General features: G+C 64.0%; 14 protein-coding genes. 6 read left to right on the forward strand and 8 right to left on the reverse strand.

From position 1 onward, the window contains the following. Nucleotides 1-22: 22 nt before the first annotated feature. The 3 genes from OXH56_16395 to OXH56_16405 are packed head-to-tail and all read right to left on the reverse strand — an operon-like array spanning nt 23 to nt 3,935. Nucleotides 23-1,276, reverse strand: coding sequence for a DUF790 family protein (locus OXH56_16395; GenBank protein ID MCY3556892.1), 1,254 nt, complete (start codon nt 1,274-1,276; stop codon nt 23-25). Between the two features lies 1 nt (nt 1,277). Then, the gene (locus OXH56_16400; GenBank protein ID MCY3556893.1) at nt 1,278-2,666 is read right to left on the reverse strand and encodes a DEAD/DEAH box helicase family protein; all 1,389 of its coding nucleotides are present in this window, start codon (nt 2,664-2,666) and stop codon (nt 1,278-1,280) included. 51 nt (nt 2,667-2,717) lie between these two features. Further along, nucleotides 2,718-3,935: an aminotransferase class V-fold PLP-dependent enzyme gene (locus tag OXH56_16405; protein ID MCY3556894.1), complete on the reverse strand. Its 1,218-nt coding sequence runs from the start codon at nt 3,933-3,935 to the stop codon at nt 2,718-2,720. A 207-nt stretch (nt 3,936-4,142) separates the two neighbouring features. On the opposite strand from OXH56_16405, the gene OXH56_16410 reads away from it, so the two are divergent. Next, complete coding sequence (locus tag OXH56_16410) at nt 4,143-5,600, forward strand: arylsulfatase (protein ID MCY3556895.1); 1,458 nt, start codon at nt 4,143-4,145, stop codon at nt 5,598-5,600. Nucleotides 5,601-5,846: 246 nt separating this feature from the next. Here the strand turns inward: OXH56_16410 and OXH56_16415 are convergent, their stop codons facing one another. After that, complete coding sequence (locus tag OXH56_16415; GenBank protein ID MCY3556896.1) at nt 5,847-6,062, reverse strand: hypothetical protein; 216 nt, start codon at nt 6,060-6,062, stop codon at nt 5,847-5,849. Nucleotides 6,063-6,265: 203 nt separating this feature from the next. Here OXH56_16415 and OXH56_16420 point away from each other — a divergent pair, with 203 nt between their 5' ends. From OXH56_16420 to OXH56_16435, 4 genes are all read left to right on the forward strand, one after another. Then, nucleotides 6,266-7,354, forward strand: coding sequence for an alanine racemase (locus OXH56_16420; protein ID MCY3556897.1), 1,089 nt, complete (start codon nt 6,266-6,268; stop codon nt 7,352-7,354). A gap of 126 nt (nt 7,355-7,480) precedes the next feature. Beyond that, a complete protein-coding gene (locus OXH56_16425) occupies nt 7,481-8,371 on the forward strand; it encodes a TauD/TfdA family dioxygenase (GenBank protein MCY3556898.1) in 891 nt (296 codons plus the stop codon). 15 nt (nt 8,372-8,386) lie between these two features. Continuing rightward, a complete protein-coding gene (locus OXH56_16430) occupies nt 8,387-9,643 on the forward strand; it encodes an RtcB family protein (GenBank protein ID MCY3556899.1) in 1,257 nt (418 codons plus the stop codon). A gap of 4 nt (nt 9,644-9,647) precedes the next feature. Beyond that, nucleotides 9,648-10,868: a mandelate racemase/muconate lactonizing enzyme family protein gene (locus tag OXH56_16435; GenBank protein MCY3556900.1), complete on the forward strand. Its 1,221-nt coding sequence runs from the start codon at nt 9,648-9,650 to the stop codon at nt 10,866-10,868. A gap of 101 nt (nt 10,869-10,969) precedes the next feature. Here the strand turns inward: OXH56_16435 and OXH56_16440 are convergent, their stop codons facing one another. Next, complete coding sequence (locus OXH56_16440) at nt 10,970-12,682, reverse strand: peptide ABC transporter substrate-binding protein (GenBank protein MCY3556901.1); 1,713 nt, start codon at nt 12,680-12,682, stop codon at nt 10,970-10,972. Between the two features lie 168 nt (nt 12,683-12,850). Here OXH56_16440 and OXH56_16445 point away from each other — a divergent pair, with 168 nt between their 5' ends. Further along, nucleotides 12,851-13,636, forward strand: coding sequence for a phytanoyl-CoA dioxygenase family protein (locus OXH56_16445; protein ID MCY3556902.1), 786 nt, complete (start codon nt 12,851-12,853; stop codon nt 13,634-13,636). 93 nt (nt 13,637-13,729) lie between these two features. On the opposite strand, the gene chrA is transcribed toward OXH56_16445, so the two are convergent. The 3 genes from chrA to rlmB all read right to left on the reverse strand — a co-directional run bounded on the left by chrA (nt 13,730) and on the right by rlmB (nt 18,487). Continuing rightward, nucleotides 13,730-14,875, reverse strand: coding sequence for a chromate efflux transporter (gene chrA, locus OXH56_16450; protein ID MCY3556903.1), 1,146 nt, complete (start codon nt 14,873-14,875; stop codon nt 13,730-13,732). Between the two features lie 4 nt (nt 14,876-14,879). Further along, the gene (gene ppdK, locus OXH56_16455) at nt 14,880-17,591 is read right to left on the reverse strand and encodes a pyruvate, phosphate dikinase (GenBank protein MCY3556904.1); all 2,712 of its coding nucleotides are present in this window, start codon (nt 17,589-17,591) and stop codon (nt 14,880-14,882) included. Between the two features lie 143 nt (nt 17,592-17,734). Then, nucleotides 17,735-18,487, reverse strand: a complete 753-nt coding sequence (gene rlmB / locus OXH56_16460) for a 23S rRNA (guanosine(2251)-2'-O)-methyltransferase RlmB (GenBank protein ID MCY3556905.1) — start codon at nt 18,485-18,487, stop codon at nt 17,735-17,737. Nucleotides 18,488-18,682: the final 195 nt, after the last annotated feature.

Consider the following 18,682-nt stretch of genomic DNA (forward strand, 5'->3'; position numbering starts at 1 on the left):
ATCAACCCCTTTATGGCGCTCCTCAGTGATCGAACAGGTCCAGCGTCTCCGGAGATCCACCGTGGGTCTCCGCCGCCATGGCGTCGAGGATTCCGAGGATGTCTCGGGCCACGGGAGTCCGGCGGAATCTGTACACTTCGCCGGGCAGTCCCGACGAGGATTCGTCGTCCACGGCGAGATCGTCGGAAATCGCCAGTATCAGATTGGGCGGACCGTGGCGCCGGATCAGGTCCAGACGTGTCCGGACCGCCGCGGAACGCCAGTAACCGAGGAAATCCAGGTACACTTTCGTCCCTGCGGCCGGATGGGTGAAAACGTAGTCGGGAACCAGTACGCCCCGGCCTCCAAGGTCGATGATTTCCGATCCGGCCGTCATGCGCCAGACCGTTTTCAGCCGGCCGAACCGTTCTTCGAGCCAGGCCACCTCCTCGGGTATCCACTGGCCCGTGGATGGGCCGATGGGTTTGAGTCCCGTTTCGGGCGTCAGCCTGAACACGCCCTCGCGACGCCTGGCGCCCCAGGTAACGGTTGCTGCGATCGACCAGTTCCCGCAGTGCAGAACCGCGGGTAGAAACTGGGCGATCTGCAGTCCGTAGCGCTGGGAGGACTTGAAGAGTGCCATGGGACCGTCGATATGAATGTGGTAATTCCCCGGACCGGTCTGCCGGATCTCGTGGAGCAGCCGGAAGAACTTCAGTTTCCGGAAGAGGTCGCGGTAACGGGCCGGAGTCTCGCCCTCGACGTGCAGGTCGAGTTCCGCCGCCCGGAACAGGACGGCCTGGACCAGGGCGACGTTGTACCTGCCGAGGAGCCACTCCGGGGTACAGGATTTAAAAGACTCCAGCCGCTCGGCCGCCTTGAGATCGGCATAGAAGGCCTGGTCGACCTCCTTTGCTTCAATGCCGGCCGACTTCGCCGCCTTGGCCAGAACGGCCTCCCGGTCGATGCGGATCTGGTCCGTGTTCCGGTAAGCCGCCGCCGCCGACTCAAAGATCTTGCTTCGCAGTTCCACCGGGTCGACGGGCGAAGCGGCCGCGAAGGTGCAGCGATCCTTCAACAGCTTGCTCAGGCCGCGGTGGAACAGGAAATCCGTTCCCGCGCCCGTGATATCCGCGAGTTCTTCGTCGAGTTCCTGCCGGGAACCGCCTTCATGGCTTACGAAGGCACGGATCAGCGTTTCAGCCACGCCCAGGTGATCCCCGCTCGCTTCGTCGATGTAGGGAAGCTGGATCTGTCCCTTGCGGAACCGGACGCGGAGCAAGTCGCCGGTCAGCATGTCACGCCTCCCCAGGCGATGGCTTCCGGTAGGCACTGTGCTGCCTGCGCCGGGAACTCGCGTATTCCTCGCCCGTCTGCTCGGCTACCAGTTCGTAGAGCAATGCATGCTTTCCCTCGACACGGCGCAGGATCCGGCCGAGACGCTGCACGTGCTCCCTCACGCTGCCGGTGCCGGAAAGCACCACGGCGACGTTGGCTTCGGGGACGTCGACCCCTTCGTTCAGCACGCGGGACGTAACCAGGAAGGGATACCTGCCCGCGTTGAACGACGCCAGGATGTCCTGGCGCTCCTTTACCTTCGTCTGGTGCGTGATGGCGGGGACGAGGAACCGGCGCGAGATCCGGTATACCGTTTCGTTGTCGCTGGTGAAGATGAGCATGCGGTCGCGGCGGTGCTGGCGGATCAACCGTTCCAGGACGCGCAGCTTGGCCTGTGAACCCTGGGCGATGGTCTTCTGGTTCCGGTAGGCCGTGAATGCCCTCCGTCCCTCTTCGCTCCTCGACGTTGCCGCCAGGAACCGCACCCATCCACCGGGGCCGGACAGGGCGATCCGCTGGCTGTCCAGAAACGCCCGGTAGGTGTTTCTCGCCTCCTGGTACTCCGTCCGCTCTTCCGGCGAAAGTCGCACGCTGATCTTTATAGTCTCGTATCCGGAAAGGTATTCTCCGCTCAGCGAACGGATCTCCTGGCGGTAGACCGTATCGCCGATCGCATCCCGCAGGAGATGCTCCGCCCCGTCCTCCCGTTCGAGCGTGGCGGTCAGTCCCAGCCGGTAGGGCGCCAGCGACAGGTCCGCGGTCATCAGGTAGGAGGGTCCGGGCAGGTGGTGGCATTCGTCGAAGACCACGAGTCCGAACTGGTGGCCGAACCGCTCCATGTGCAGGTACGCGGAATCGTAGGTGGTCACGGAGACGGGCTCGATGTCGTAGTATCCCCCGCCGATGAGCCCGACTTCGGTGTCGAACTGGCTGGAAATCACGCCGTACCACTGCTGCATCAGGTCGATGGTCGGAACGACGACCAGCGTGCCGCGCTGGACGCGGGCCATGCACATGAGCGCGACGAAAGTCTTGCCCGCTCCCGTCGGCAATACGACAATGCCCCGTCCGCCCGCCTGCCACCAGGCGTCCACGGCCTCCTGCTGGTAGGGAAAAGGGGACCGGTCCGACTGGAAGGACAGGTCCAGTTTCCCGTAGGACCGGGCGTCGTCCTGATGGGGGATGTCCCGGTCGTTGAGCCGGGTGATGATCTCGCGGTAATGCCGCGCCGGAGCACGGTACAGCGCTACCCGCCGGTCGAACACGCAACCGGGCAGGGACAACGCGTCCACCTGGTCCCGGTCGCCGTGCACCAGGATGGTCCCGCGGTCGAATTCGAGTCTGAGCATGGGTTCGGGGCCTTGCACACACGCGGCGGCGCGTGGTGTGATCGTTCTGGACTATTCCCGTTCTTCGAACAACTCGTTCCGCCGGGTGGCGAGCACCTCCTTCAACGCGTCGATGAACCGATCGATATCCTCGTAACTGTCGTAGAAGTGCGTGGATATGCGGAAGACGGGCAGATGGCCGGCCCGCGTGCCGGCGATCTGTATGCGATACTCCTCCCACATGAGCTGTACGATCTTCTGGAGATCGCAGCCGTCGATGGTAAAGGAAGTAAGGAATCCGGACATATCGGGCCCGGGGGGCACGGTCATGCGGGCGTCTTCGATCTCTGTCGTGATCAGTTCGCGCAGGTACCGGGCCAGGTCGAGGCAATAGGGCCTGATCCGGTCTTCCCACCCGATGCCCTGTTGAAAATCGATGGCGGCGCCCAGTCCGGCGAAGTGCGTCGTATCGTGAGTCCCCGTCACGTCGAACCGGCGTGCGTGGGTCACAGGGAAGGTATTGTATCCCAGAATGGGCGCCGGCAGCGCGCTCAGATAGGGATCCGCGACATAGCATATGCCCGTTCCCTTGGGCGCCAGCAGCCACTTATGGGTACTGCTGGCGTAGAAGTCGCACCCCCAGGCTTCGATATCGACAGGCACCATGCCGACCGCGTGGGCGCCATCCACCACGGCCACGGCGCCGTGGCTGTGGGCCAGGGTGGTCAGTTCGTCAACGGGCGCCACAAGACCCGTAGTGCAGTAGACGTGGGAGAAGACCATGACCTGGGTACGCGGCGTGATATGGGCGGCGAAGGCTTCGACGATCTCCCCCGGCGAGTCGGGCGGCGTCGGCAGGGGGACCTTCCGGATCAGCACGTGCTGCGTCCTGGCCATGTGTTCCCACATGCGCTGGACGGAAGGATATTCCTGGTCGCTCATCAACACCTCTCCGCCGGGCTGCAGGGGCAACCCGCGGGCGGGGACGTTCATGCCCATCGTGGTGTTGAGTACCAGGGCCGTGTTTCTCGCGGAAGCCCCGGTGAAATCGGCGACTTTCTCGCGGGCCGACTCGACCAGGGTCCGCATGAGCCCGCCACCCTGGTTGCGCAGCGGGTTCTCCTCCACCTGCCGCAGCCAATCGATCACCTGCTCGATGACCGGTCTCGCCGATGGACCCACCGAGCCGCCCTGGAGAAAGGTCACACCGTCCTCGAGGTAGAACTGGCGCCGAATGTCCGCCCAGAATGCCCGCTCTTCATCGGTTATGGGTTTGTCGCGCGCAGCCATGGGCGCATGCCTCCTTTGACGGGATTTCGAGGTGTCGAGCATCGCTCGAATATCGACGGTCCTGCCCTGCATGAAATGTGGAGGAGACCGCCCCAATGTCAAGGGGATTAACGGCTTAACGGAAGTCGTATACCGTGCTCATATACCGTGGTGCGAGGGGGGCTTCCGATCTTGACAGCAGACCGGGGAAGCGTAAGTTATGAAGCCATGTCCCGTCCCAACGTCATATTCATCATGGCGGACCAGATGCGCGGCGACTGCATGAGCTGCGACGGCCATCCGGTGGTGGAGACGCCCAACCTGGATCACCTGGCCGCCCGGGGCGCGCGTTTTCCCCACGCCTACACCGCGATCCCATCCTGTATTCCCGCCCGTTCGACCGTGATGACCGGCATGGACCAGTGGCACACCGGCGTCCTCGGCATGGGACGCGGTCAGGGGCCCATCCCCAACGACTTCCCCCATACCCTGGCCGGCACGCTGGCGGATGCGGGATATGCCACCCACCTGGTCGGGAAGGGCCACTTCACGCCGCAGCGTGCCGACATGGGCTTCCAGTCGTCGGAACTGGACGAGTCCGGCCGGTTGATCTCCCAGGGCCTGCGAGACGAGTACCGGCAGTGGTTCGATCGGGAGAAGAAACGTGACATTACACCGGACGATCACGGGGTCAACTGGAACTCGTGGATCGGGCGTCCCTGGCATACGGAGGAATACCTCCATCCGACGGCCTGGACCATGAGCCGTGCGATCCATTACATCGCGCGGCGCGACCGCGCAAGACCCTTCTTCCTCAACGTCAGCTTCGCCCGGCCCCATTCGCCCTACGTGCCGCCCGGATGGTACTTCAACCTGTACCACGACCGGGAAACCCCACCGCCGTACATCGGCGACTGGGCGGACATGCACGACGTGCCCTTCGACGCCACGGACGTGAACGCATGGCACGGGAAGCAGTCGGCCGCACGCATCCATCGCGGCAGGTCCGGGTACTACGGGGAGATCTCCTTCATCGACACCCAGATCGGACGGCTCAAGAACTGGATGGAGCGGCACGAGCCGGAGGCCTGGTCCAACACCTGGATCGTCTTCACGTCCGACCACGGGGACATGGTGGGCGACCACCATCTCTGGCGCAAGACCTATGCCTACGAGGGGAGCGCGAGGATTCCGCTGATCGTCTGCCCGCCGGCTGCCTGGGACGAACAGGTCACGGCACCCGTTCCGTACGGCGTGGCCGAACTCCGCGACATCATGCCCACGATCCTGGACGCCGCCGGGTTGGACGTGCCGCCCACGGTGACGGGAAAAAGCCTGCTGCCGCTGGTCCGGGGCAACTCAGGTGGATGGAGAACTTACCTGCACGGCGAGCATTGCTGGTGCTACGCGCCCGAACAGGAGATGCAATACGTTACGGACGGCCACCGGAAGTTCATCTGGCTGCCGCGCATCGATCAGAAGCAGTTCTTCGACCTCTATAAGGACCCCGGCGAGTGCCGCAACCTGGTGAGCGACCCGGCCTATGAAAAAGAAATAGAAAAGTGGGAGGGGTATCTCGTGTCGGAGCTCGAGGCGCGAGACTGTGGATGGGTCGTGAACGGCCGGCTGCACTGCCCGGACGAACCGTTGGTCTCACCGTTCAAGGACGTCCGGTACCAGGGTTGAATCGTGGCGGAAGGAAGCATCAGGACGAATTGCAGGTCAGGAATGTCGATCATCCTTCTGCTCCGACCTGGCTTCGAGGAGCCCTTCGACGCGTGAAACCCGAGTGCCGAGATCGAACACTTTATCGCGCAGGTCGCGGATATCTGTCTTGAGATCGCGAAAGAAGTAAATAAAAACTCCGATTGTGATAACCTGGGGTATCCAGTCTGTCCAGCCTGGCATCTTGTCACCTCTCTTCCGTTGTTATTATGAAGTCTGGCGCTGACTGAGCATGATATTTTCGATCCGGGCGATCCGGTGCTCCAACTTCCCGATATCTTCCCGGATACGCGTTTCCATGTTCTGCATCTCGGCCTTCAGTTCGGCCCTCAGCTCCTGGCGCCCTGCCTCGGCTTCCCGCCAGAAGAAGACGAAGGCCGCCAGCAAAACGGCCGGTTGAATCAACAGTCCAGCTATTTCCATGATGTCTTCCTGTGTTTGGGTACCGATACACTAATCGTCCTTGACGGAGCGTTGCCGAGGTGATACAAAGTAGTCAGTCAGCGCGTCATGGCGGATTCTCGAACAATTCGTCGGACGGCGTGCCCAAATCTGCAGGAAGCCGTTGTCGACCTTGAGATCAAAACGACGCATTGGCCAAGTTGCACCACGTGAGGGAACACACATTGGACGAGATCGGAACGCGCAAGGAAGACCTGGATACCCCGGTCCTCTGGGTCGACCTGGATCGGCTTGAAAACAACATCCGCACCGTGGGACAACGGCTGAATGATGCCGGCGTGGACTGGCGCCCGCACATCAAGGGGGTCAAGATCCCGGCGATTGCCCACAGGCTTCTGGAGTCCGGCGCCATCGGCGTTACCTGTGCCAAACTCGGCGAGGCCGAGGTCATGGCCGCGGGCGGCGTCGAAGACATCCTCATCGCCAACCAGGTGGTCGGACCGCCGAAATACATCCGCCTGACCCATCTCTGCAGGCAGGCGGACGTGAAGGTCGCCGTCGACAGCGACGCCACGCTGGAGGATCTGGGCCGCACCGCGATGGAAACCGGCGTCGAAGTCGGCGTGCTCGTCGAACTGAACACGGGGATGGAACGGGCCGGCGTCCGGCCTGGCGAACCGGTCGTCGAACTCGCCCGGAAGGTCCACCAGACCCCCGGCCTACGGTTCCGGGGGGTCATGGCCTGGGAGGGGCACGCCTGCGTGGACGAAGACTCCGACTGGAAACACGGGGAGATCAGGCGGGCCGTGGGAGATCTCGTGGACTCCGCGCGGCGCTGTCGGGCCGCGGGACTACCCTGCGATATCGTGAGCGGCGGCGGGAGCGGCACGCTGTCGGTCACGCCCGACCTGGCAGGGATCACCGAGATCCAGGCGGGCGGCGCGATCTTCAACGATGTGATGTACACCCTGTGGGGGGTTCGGACCGACCCGGCCATCTTCGTGCACGTGACGGTCACCAGCCGCCCCGAACCGGACCGGCTGATCGTGGACGCCGGGTTCAAGACCGTACCCGCGTGGTTCGGCATGCCCATGCCGGTAGGTGTCGATGGCGTGGAGAGCGTGCGCATGTCCGCGGAACACGGGACCGTGACCTTCACGGGTCCGAACCACGAGATCGCCGTCGGGGACAAACTCGACCTCATGGTGGCCTACACCGACGTCACCCTGTTCCTCCACGACCACCTCTACGGGATCCGCAACGGGGTCGTCGAGACGATCTGGCCCATCGTCGGCCGCGGAAAACTGCGCTGATCCGCGGAAAACTGCGCTGATCCGCGGAAAACTGCGCTGATCCGCGGAAAACTGCGCTGATCCGACGAAAGCCGCACCATGAAGGGCGACCCTTCAGCCGGATCAATCACCAGGAATGCTACCGGAATGCCCGAGAAGTCCAGATACACTACGCTGACCCCGTCCGGTTTCGGGGCCGAACTCGGGGACGTGGACCTCGCGCGGCCCGATGAAGCCATGGTCAACGAGGCCGTGGCCGCGTTTCACGAGGCGGGCGGACTGGTGGTCGTCCGTAACCAGGGACATATCGAACCCGGTCACCTTCGCCGGTTCGTGACCCGGTTCGGCACGCCTGAAGGTAACGAGAAGTACGATCCGGCCTTTCTGGTCCCGGGGTTCCCCGACATACTGCGCATCGGGAACGCGACAGAGAACGGAAAGTACACCGCGCTCTTCATCCAGGCGGACCCGCCGCCGCTGCTGTGGCACATGGACGATTCCTTCCGCCATCCCCAGCCGATCGGATCCTGCCTGTTCTGCGTCCGCACGCCCCCCGAGGGCGGGGAAACGGGCTTCGCGGGCATGACCGCGGCCTATGAGGACCTGCCGGACCAGGTCAAAGCACGCATCGAGTCTATACGTACCGTTCATTCCTACAACCACCTCAACGAGTTGCTCAGGAAGAAGAACCCGCATCGGCCACCGCTCAGCGAAGCACTGCGGGCACAGTTTCCCCCGATCGTCCGGGCCCTGGTCGCACGGCACCCGGAGACCGGTCGGAAGTCCCTCTACCTGCCCCTTTGCCATATCGAATCCGTCGAAGGGATGTCGACGGCGGAGGGATCCGCGCTGCTGAACGATCTGCAGGCCCACGCGACCGGAGTGGACTACACCTACATGCACCAGTGGCGTCCGGGCGACCTGGTGGTCTGGGACAACCGGTGCACGCTGCACGCCCCGACGCCCTTTGACGACACGCGTTACGAACGGCTCATGTACCGGCTTACCTTCAGCGGCCGCCAGATTGCCGGCTTCTGAGAGGACGTGACCGCTTTGGCAAATCGCATACCCTACCGGCAGTGGGGACGGGACCTGGACGCGCAGTCGATCCAGCAGATGGAGCGGGCCTGCGCGCTTCCCGTGTCCCTGGCCGCCGCGCTGATGCCGGACGCCCACGTGGGTTACGGCCTGCCCATCGGCGGCGTGCTGGCCACGGACAACGCGGTCATACCCTACGCCGTGGGCGTCGACATCGCCTGCCGGATGAAAATGACCGTCCTGGACCTTCCGCTGGGTACGCTGCGGCACGACCGGGGAACGGACCGCCTGAAGAAGGCCATCTCGGCGGAGACGCGCTTCGGCGTGGGGGCCCGTTTCAAGAAACGCCGGAACCACCCGGTCCTCGACCGGAACTGGTCCGTCTCCCCCGTGACCCGGAAGGCCAGGGACAAGGCCTGGAGCCAGCTGGGCACCAGCGGGAGCGGCAACCATTTCGTCGAATTCGGCGAGCTGACGCTGAACGAGCCGTTGAAGGGGCTCGATACCGGCACCTACCTCGCCTTGCTGTCCCACAGCGGAAGCCGCGGGACCGGCGCCATGGTCGCCTCCCACTACAGCAGGCTGGCCATGTCCCTGCGTCCCGAGCTGCCCAAAGAGCAACGGCACCTGGCCTGGCTGGACCTGAACTCCGAGCCGGGACAGGAATACTGGGCGGCCATGGAGCTTATGGGCCATTACGCGGAGGCCAACCACGCATGTATACACCGGCACATGGCCGGCCACCTCGGTGCGGAAGTGTTGCTGGACCTGGAGAATCACCATAATTTCGCCTGGGAGGAACGAATCGCCGTCCCCGGCCAGCACGGCCAATCCGGCCAACACGAACAGTCAGGCCAGCATGAACAGTCCGGGCGGTCCGGGCGGAGGCTGGACTGTAAAGCGATCATACACCGAAAGGGCGCCACGCCGGCCGGCCCGGGCGTTCTGGGCATCATACCCGGCTCGATGGCGAGTCCGGCCTTCGTGGTCCGCGGAAAGGGCAATCGCGCGTCGATGAACTCCGCGGCACACGGCGCCGGCCGCGTGATGAGCCGGAAACGGGCGATCCGGAGCCTGAACTGGCAGGACGCCAACCGGCTGCTTCGGGAGAAAGGCGTCACGCTCATGTCCGCCGGCCTTGACGAAGTTCCCTTCGTGTACAAGAATATCGAAGAAGTGATGGCGGCCCAGACCGACCTGGTGGAGGTGGTGGCCCGTTTCGATCCCAGGCTGGTGAAGATGGCGCCGGCCGGCGAGCGACCGGAGGATTAAGACCATGAGAGTAACGAACGTCGAAGCATTCGCGGTACGCGTTCCGAGAGAAGCCGGCCAGAAATTGCGTGAATGCCAGGGAGCGCGTGAAGGTCAGGGAACGGCCGCCGGCCCTGGAGCGACCGGCGAATCCCCCAAAGCCGGTACTGCCTCCCCATATTTCATCCCGGAAAACAGGCATGCCTTCAAATCCGATATGCACGAGACCCTGGTGGTGCGCGTCTCGACCGAAGAGGGCCTGGTCGGCTACGGCGAAGGGCAGAGTCCCATATTGCCCGATACGACGCGGACCATCGTGGAAAACCTGTGCCGTCCCGTATTGATCGGTGCCGACCCCTTCGACGTGGAGGTCCTGTGGCAGCGTCTCTTCGACGGCATGCGGGAGAGGGGACATCCGACCGGCTTCTACGTCGACGCCCTAGCCGCGTGCGACATCGCCCTGTGGGACCTGAAAGGCAAGGCGCTGGACCTGCCGGTCCATAAACTGCTCGGGGGACGGTTCCGGGACCGGGTCGAAATCTACTCGGGATGCGCCGGCCGCGACCCCGCCACCGCGGCGGACCGGGCCGAAAGACTCGTGGCCGAGGGCTACCGCGGTCTGAAACTGTCCCCGTCAAGGGACCGCGCCGGTACCGTCGCCATCGCCAGGGCCGTCCGCGAGCGCGTAGGTCCGGACATCGCCGTCATGGTGGACGTGCATACCGAATTCGACGTGGCCGAGGCGATCAGGCTGGGGCGGGAACTGGAAGCACTGGACATCTACTGGCTGGAGGCGCCGACTCTGCCGGAAGACCTGGCGGGCCACGCGGCCGTGACCCGGGCGCTTGACATGCACGTCGCCAACGGTGAGTGGTACCGCACCCGGTTCGAGATGAAGGAAGCCTTTGACCGAAGGACCTGCGACGTGGTGATGCCGGATATCGGGCGTACGGGGCTGACCGAGGGCAAACGCATCGCCGTGCTCGCGGAGACCTACAACATCCCCGTATCACCCCACATCGGGGGCGGCGGACTGCTCGCCACCGCCGCGACCATCCAGCTGTCCGCGGCCATTCCCAACTTCCTGGTCATGGAACACGGCCACGAGTCTTTTCCCACGCGGTGCCGCTACGCGCTGGAAGCCCCGCAACCCACAAACGGCGCGTTTCCGGTGACGGACGATCCCGGCCTGGGGGTCCGGATCGACGATGAAGCGCTGGAAGGTTTTTCAAGTCCCCTGCATTAAACCGCGATCACTGCTCGCACGCTTGCGGTCGGCCTGGGTCGTCCTGGTTCCGGCTGACCCCGCGCGGCTCGTCCTGCCCCGCCCGCCACACGCCGGTCGCATCAGTCCAGGGCGGACTTGAGCCAGTCCCAGAGGCCGCGGCTGCGCGGCTGATCCGCCGCGTCACGATCCGTATCCCTGAAATACCCGTTCATCCAGGTCAGGTTGGACCAGACCTCCATGCCGAGGCGGTTGGGCTGGAGAGTAGGGCTGTGGAAATCGGGTTTCCACAGGCGGTGCTCCACGGGAAACCAGAGGAAGATGCCGCCCACGTCCTCCACGAGCCTGCGCTCTGCGGCGTGGTAGATGGCGTACCTTTCCTCGGGCGGCCCCATGAACTCGTTGCCCTCGTGAATCAGCCGTTCGAAGGTGTCGTCGTGCCACGCGTGACGCCCCCTGGACCGCCAGAGCCCGAGCAGGTTGGCCGGATCGGGGAAATCCTGGCTGTAGGCCACCAGGGCCAGCGTCACCTCGTGGTTGTTGAGACCGTCGGTGAACACCTTGCGTTCGATGACCCTGACTCCGACCCGTACGTTCAGCGCTTCGGCGATCATCGCCTGGATGGCCTCCGCGGGCAAGCGGGTGGCCTGGTAGTCGTGGGTGCGGATCCAGATATCGACCTGGGGAAACCCCTTGCCGCCGGGGTAACCGGCTTCGGCCAGCAACTGCCTGGCCCGTTCGGGATCGTAGGGCAGCATATCGCGAAAGACCTCCGGTCTCGAGCCGGGGAAACCGGGGGCCAGCATGCTGTAGGCCGCCACGCCCACGTCCTTCAGGGCGGAGTCCATCAGGGCCGTGCGGTCGATGGAGTGGGCGAAGGCTCTGCGGACGCGGAGGTCGTCGAAAGGCGGATTGTATGTATCCATGGTCATGTAGAACGTGACGAAGTTGACCATGGAATGCAGTTCATGACGGAGCACCGGGTCGCTCTTGACCCGTCCGAGCGCCGCTTGCCCGTTCAGGAGAATCATGTCCACCTCATCGGCCGTATACGCCGAGAGCATGAGCGGCACGGCCGACTGGGAGAACACCCGGATGATCACCTGGTCGAGCAGGGGCGGCATGGATCCCCGGTACATCGGGTTGGCGTCCAGGATGATAATCTCGTTCTTGCGCCATTCCGTAACCTTGAAAGGGCCGGACGAAATATGGGTCTCCGCCCGGGTGGACCACTCTTCGCCGTACTTGGCCACCGCGTGCTCCGGCGAAGCCCAGCTCATGATGAGGTTGAAGGGCAGGTAAGGGACGGGCTGCTCGGTATGTACGGCCAGCGTCGTATCGTCTATCGCCTCCACGCCCAGCGAATCGACGGGAAGCCGCCGGCCGACCACGTCGCTCCAGTTCTTGATGATGCGGTAGTGCCATTCGAAGTCGTAGGCATTGTCCGGGTCCGCTCCCCGGCGGAAGGTAAAGACGTAGTCATGGGCGGTGAAGGGCCGGCCGTCGTCCCACTGCATTCCTGACCGCAGGTGGAAGAGCCAGGTATTGCCGTCCGGCGTGGCCTCCCAGGACTTTGCGGCGGCCGGCACCAGGTCGTAGTTGTGGTCCTGGCGGACCAGCGGCTCGGAAATGAGGTTGGTGGCCGGGCTGCGCTTGTAAATGGTCTTGAACCACTCCATGTACGTCCCGTCCATCTCGAAGAAGCGAAGCCTCTGGTTTTCCGGCGGAGCGGCGTCCTCGGGCAGTTCGATACCGATGGAGTTGACCTGCTGGGCCCGGAGTTCCGGAACCGAAAAGAACAAAACCAACACTAGAAACGGAGTGAGTCGTTGCATGGTCAGATACCATAAAAACATGGATATGTCCGGCCCTGGTGGATTGACCCTTGTGTGATATTTTAATTTAACCAACATAGACAGAGTATGCCATATTCGATTTTCCGAATCCTGATCACCGTCCACTGAAACCGCGAAGGCGACCGCCTCTGCCGGAGTTCAAGGCGTATGTCCGATTACACGTTTCCCTATTTGAAAGGCATCATAGAAGACTACGACAGGGATGGTTTCGTCATCGTGCGGGATGTCCTGCCGGCCGATCTGCTTCGGGAAGTCGACCGGCACATCAATTGGCTGATGGAACGTCATCCCGACCTGCCCCCGGAATCGCTGGGACACTGGCTCATCGCCGACGACCCCTTCTGGGTCCGTTTCCTCAGCGACCGCCGCCTGCTCGACGTGGCGGATGCCCTGGTCGGTCCGGATGTGGCCTTCTTCGCGGCGGACTACATCTGCAAGCCGCCCCACAGGGGCAAGGGGGTCCTCTGGCACCAGGACGGACACTACTGGCCCCTGGAGCCCATGGACGTCATCACGGTCTGGTTCGCCGTAACCGATTCGACGCCCTCCAACGGCTGTGTCCGCGTGATCCCCGGATCGCACAGATCCGGTCTGCACAATCACTCACCGGAGAGAAAAGACAACTACATCCTCAACCAGGCCGATCCGGACGCGTTCGATGAAAACCAGGCGGTCGATCTGGTGCTGTCGCCCGGAGACGTCTCGGTCCATCACCCGCTGCTGTTGCATGGATCCAATCCGAACGAAAGCAACGCGTGGAGGCGGGGTGGTTCAATTCAGTACATGCCCGCGACGACGAAGGTCACGCGGGAATGGCCGTGCCTGTTCCTGTTCCGCGGCCATCCCGCTCCCGGGATCAATACCTACCGGGAGTTCCCCGTGTACGAAGACGCAAAGCACATGGCGTTCAGCGGTTGCGAGGCCTGGTCTTAAGTGCTCTGCCCCGGTACCACTCACCAGCGCTGTGTCTTACGGAACACGTAACTGTCAACGCGCAAGATGACTGCCTGGACGATCGCGGCACCGTCATCCCAGGACGGCTGCCAGCATCCCCGCCGCGGCAAAGAAGGCGACCAGCGCCAGGATCGGCAGGCGCAGCGCCCTGAGCAGGAAGAACCCGATGATGGCGAGGGCGAGATCCAGGGACGAAAAGACGGCGTTGACGAACACGGGCTGGTAGAGTGCGGCCAGCAGGAGTCCGACCACCGACGCGTTGACCCCCGCCACCGCGCCAGCGGCACCCGGCTTTCGCGCCAGGGTCTCCCAGGTGTCGTGGAAGGACAGGATCAACAGGAATCCCGGCAGGAAAATACCGAGGACCGCGATCAACGCACCGGCCAGTGCGTGATCCGGGCTCATGCCGGCGCCCAGGAACGCCGACATGGCGAACATGGGGCCTGGAATGGCCTGGGCGGCGGCGTAGCCGAGCAGGAAACGGTCGATGGGAAGCGCGTCGCCCACGGTCTGCTGGAGCAACGGCAGTACCACGTGTCCACCGCCGAATACCAGGCTGCCGGCCTGGTAGAACCGGGAAAACAGGTCGAGGTCCGGCGACAGGCTCGCCAGGAGCGGAAGACCGAAGAGGAGCAGAAAGAAGAGGGCCAGCGGCAGCCAGGAGAATCGGAGCCGGCCTCCGGGCGGCGCCTCCGGCGCGCGCAGAAAGCGCCAGCCGGCCAGCGCGCCTGCCGCCAGTACCGCGAACTGGGTCGTCATCGAAGGGGCGACCAGCAGGACCGACGCGGTCAGGATGCACAATGCCCCGGCGAGGCGGCGTCTGCAGAAGGTGGAATACATGCCCAGCACGGCGTCGGCGACCACGACCACGGCCAGCAGTTTCAGTCCCTTGACGAATCCGCCGAACCAGACCGTGTCCGTTACCGTGCTCCCGGCGATGGCAAGCAGGTACAGGAGCACGAAGGACGGCAGCGTGAACCCAAGGAAGACGGCGATGCCGCCGGCGACGCCCGCCCGCTGGTATCCGATGGCAAAGCCGACCTGGCTGGAAGATGGTCCGGGAAGGAACTGGCTCAGGGCTACGAGCCGGCCGTAGGAGGCTTCGTCAAGCCACTTCAACCGATCCACGAAGGCGGTCCGGAAATAACCCAGGTGGGCGACGGGACCGCCGAAGCTGATGCATCCCAGGGCCAGGAATCGCCAGAAGAGTTCCCACATGATTTTACGCGCCCTGGTCGGACAGCGCCGCCCGGGCCGCGGCCAGGCAGGCGATGGGCACGCGGTACGGGGAGCAGCTGACGTAGTCCAGGTCCACGCCGTGGCAGAATTCGACTGAGGCGGGATCGCCGCCGTGCTCGCCGCAGATGCCCACCTTCATGCCGTCCCGCGTGGCGCGGCCGCGCTCGACGCCGATTTTCACGAGTTCGCCGACACCGCTGCCGTCAATACTCACGAAGGGGTCTTCCGGCCAGATCTCGGCATGCAGGTAGTCGGGGATGAACCTCGCGTCGTCACGGGAGAGTCCGAAGGTGGTCTGCGTCAGGTCGTTCGTCCCGAAGGAGAAGAACTCCGCTTCCTCCGCGATCTCGTGGGCTGTCAGCGCCGCCCGCGGCAGCTCGATCATGGTACCGATCTGGTAGTCCACCTCCACGCCGGTCTCCGACTGCACTTCCCGGGCCGTCCGGCGGACGACCTCGGCCTGCAGACGCAACTCGTTGATGTGGCCGACCAGGGGGATCATGATCTCCGGGATGGCCTGGATGCCCCGTTTCACGCAGTCGCTCGCGGCTTCGAAAATCGCCCGGGCCTGCATCTCGGTAATCTCGGGGTAGGCGATACCGAGCCTGCACCCACGGTGTCCGAGCATGGGATTGGCCTCCCGCAGGTCCTCCAGCTTGCGCTGGTAACGCTCCACCGGCACGCCGGTCTGTGCGGCGAGCTGCCCGATGGCCTCGTCCTCGTGGGGAAGGAATTCGTGCAGGGGCGGGTCGAGCGTGCGGATGGTGACGGGGTAGCCGTCCATGACTTCGAATATCCCGATGAAATCGCTTCTCTGGATCGGCAGCAGCCTGGCCAGCGCTTTCCGGCGGCCGGCTTCTTCATCGGCCAGGATCATCTCCCGGACCGAGTCGATCCGGTCTTCTTCGAAGAACATGTGCTCCGTCCGGCAGAGGCCGATGCCCTCGGCGCCGAAGGCACGCGCGGTGGCCGACTGATCGGGCTGGTCCGCGTTGGTCCGCACCTTAAGCCGGCGGTTCCGGTCGGCCCAGGCCATCAGGCTTTCGTACCGCTGATAGACCTCCGAGTTCTCGGACGAAATGGATTTCTGCAACAGGACCTGCAGCACTTCGGAGGGAATGGTCGGGATGGCGCCGGCCATGACCTCCCCGGTGGACCCGTCGATGGAGATGTAGTCCCCTTCGGCGATGACCTGTTCGCCGACGCGCATCTGCCGGGTGGCGTAGTCGATATCCAGTTCCCCGCAGCCGGCGACGCAGACCTTGCCCATCTGGCGGGCGACCAGGGCCGCGTGGCTCGTCATGCCGCCCCGGGCGGTCAGGATACCCACCGCAGCGTTCATGCCGCGTATGTCTTCGGGCGACGTCTCGATACGGACCAGGATGACCTGGTCGCCCCGGTCCGCCCAGGACTCGGCATCGGTGGCGTTGAACACCACTTTGCCGGCCGCCGCGCCCGGGCCGGCGTTGAGGCCCCGGGCCAGCACCCGCCCCGCTTGTTCCGCGCGGCGCTTCTCTTCCACGTCGAATACCGGTCGCAGCAACTGGTCGAGCTGGTCGGGCTCCACGCGTCGCAGGGCTTCCTGCTCGTCGATCAGCCCTTCCCGCACCATGTCCACCGCGATCGTGATGGCGGAGAAACCGGTACGCTTTCCAACGCGGCACTGCAGCATCCACAGTTTGCCGCGCTGGATGGTAAACTCGATATCCTGCATGTCCTTGTAATGAGATTCCAGGGTATCGCAGATGCTTACCAGCTGATAATAGGCGTCCGGCATTTCGCCCTCGAGCTGTTCGATGGGCCTTGGGGTGCGAATGCCCGCCACAACGTCCTCGCCCTGGGCGTTGATGAGGTACTCGCCGTAGAACCGCTTTTCGCCGGTCGCGGGATCGCGGCTGAAGGCGACCCCCGTGGCGCAGTCGTCGCCCATGTTGCCGTAGACCATGGCCTGCACATTGACGGCGGTGCCCCATTCATCCGGGATGTCGTTCAACTTCCGGTACACCACGGCGCGTTCGTTGTTCCACGAGCCGAACACGGCCCCGATAGCGCCCCAGAGCTGCTCGCGGGGATCGTCTGGAAAGTCGGCGCCCGTGCGCGCCTTGATCTCGGACTTGAACTCGGCGACCAGCGCTTTGAGGTCGGCGGCCCCGAGTTCCATGTCCTCCGTGACGCCGGCGCGGGCCTTCATGCGTTCCAGCAACGCCTCGAAGGGATCGTGATCCTCATCGTCCGACGGACGCACGCCCATGACCACGTCGCCGTACATCTGTACGAAACGCCGGTAGCTGTCGTAGGCGAAGCGTTCGTCACCCGACTGTGCGATCAGTCCCTCGATAGTGGCATCGTTCAGGCCGAGATTCAGAATCGTGTCCATCATGCCGGGCATGGAGGAACGGGACCCGGACCGGACGGAAACCAGCAGCGGGTTTCCCGCGCTGCCGAAACCGGCGTCCATGACGCCCTCGACCTGCGCCATCGCCAGTTGGATCTGTTCGTCCAGTTCCGCCGGGTACCGGTGGTCGTGGTCGTAGAAATAAGTGCATATCTCCGTTGAGATGGTGAAGCCCGCGGGAACGGGAATGCCGAGGTGGCTCATCTCGGCCAGATTGGCACCCTTGCCGCCCAGAAGCTCCCGAAAGTCGGCGGATCCATCCGCTTCGCCGCCACCGAAGTAGTATACGTGTTTCGCCATGACGCTATCGTGCTCCTTTACTATATCCCTTTACTATATTCCTTTACTACATTCCGTTGCTCTATTCCGTCCCGCCCGCAGGGTTTTTCGCCAAAAAACACAGGGCGTTAGCATAACTCGGCGAAGCAGAAGTGTCAACCGATTTACCCTTCCTCCGTTTCCTGGCGCTGGCGAAAGACCTCGTACAGCACGAGGGCGGCCGCCACGGACGCGTTGAGCGAATCCACGTGCCCGGCGACCGGTAGCCGCACCACCTCGTCGCAGTTGCGCCGGACCAGGGACCTCAGTCCCTTGCCCTCACCGCCAATGACGAGCGCCACGGGGATGGTATAGTCCATTTTGCTGAAAAGCGAAGGACCGTCCGCCGCGAGGCCCACGAGCCAGACGCCCGCTTCACGAAGCGCCTTCATGGCGTGGTTCATGTTCGCCACCCGCGCGACCGGAACGTGCACGCTGGCCCCGGCGGAAGCCTTGACCGCGGCGGCGGTCAGTCCCGCCGCGTTTCGACGGGGTATCACGACGCCGTCGGCGCGGACCGCATCGGCCGTGCGAATGATCGCGCCCAGGTTGTGGGGATCCTGTATGCCGTCCAGCATGACGAGGAAGGGGGGAGATTCGGACCTGCGGGCCGAGGCCAGGATATCCGCCATTTCGGCGTACGGGTGGCCGGCCACCGTGGCGACGACCCCCTGGTGCCTGCCTTCGGTCAGACGGTCCAGCCGGCGGCGTTCGGTGAACTGGAACACGACGCCCCGTTTCCGGGCAAGGTCCAGTATGTCGGCCACGTCCTGGCGCGCAACCCCGTCGGCGATGTAGATCCGGTTGAGGCTCCGGCCCGCCTGCAGGGCCGCTCTGACCGGGTTCCGTCCGTAGATGACTTCCGTGACTTCCGACATGGCCGTATCAGCCCGTGACGAGTATTAAACCATCCTGAGGACTGTGTCGCTACGACGCGCTGCCACGATCATGGAAAACCGTGGCGATCTCCCCGGGGGCACCCGGTCAAGATAAAGCACCGGCCCGACGCAACGAACCTTTTTCGCCCGACGGCGTTCAATATCGAAGTCCGGCTGTGACGGCGCGACAAGGAT

This window comes from Gemmatimonadota bacterium, assembly GCA_026702745.1.
Classification (GTDB): domain Bacteria; phylum JAAXHH01; class JAAXHH01; order JAAXHH01; family JAAXHH01; genus JAAXHH01.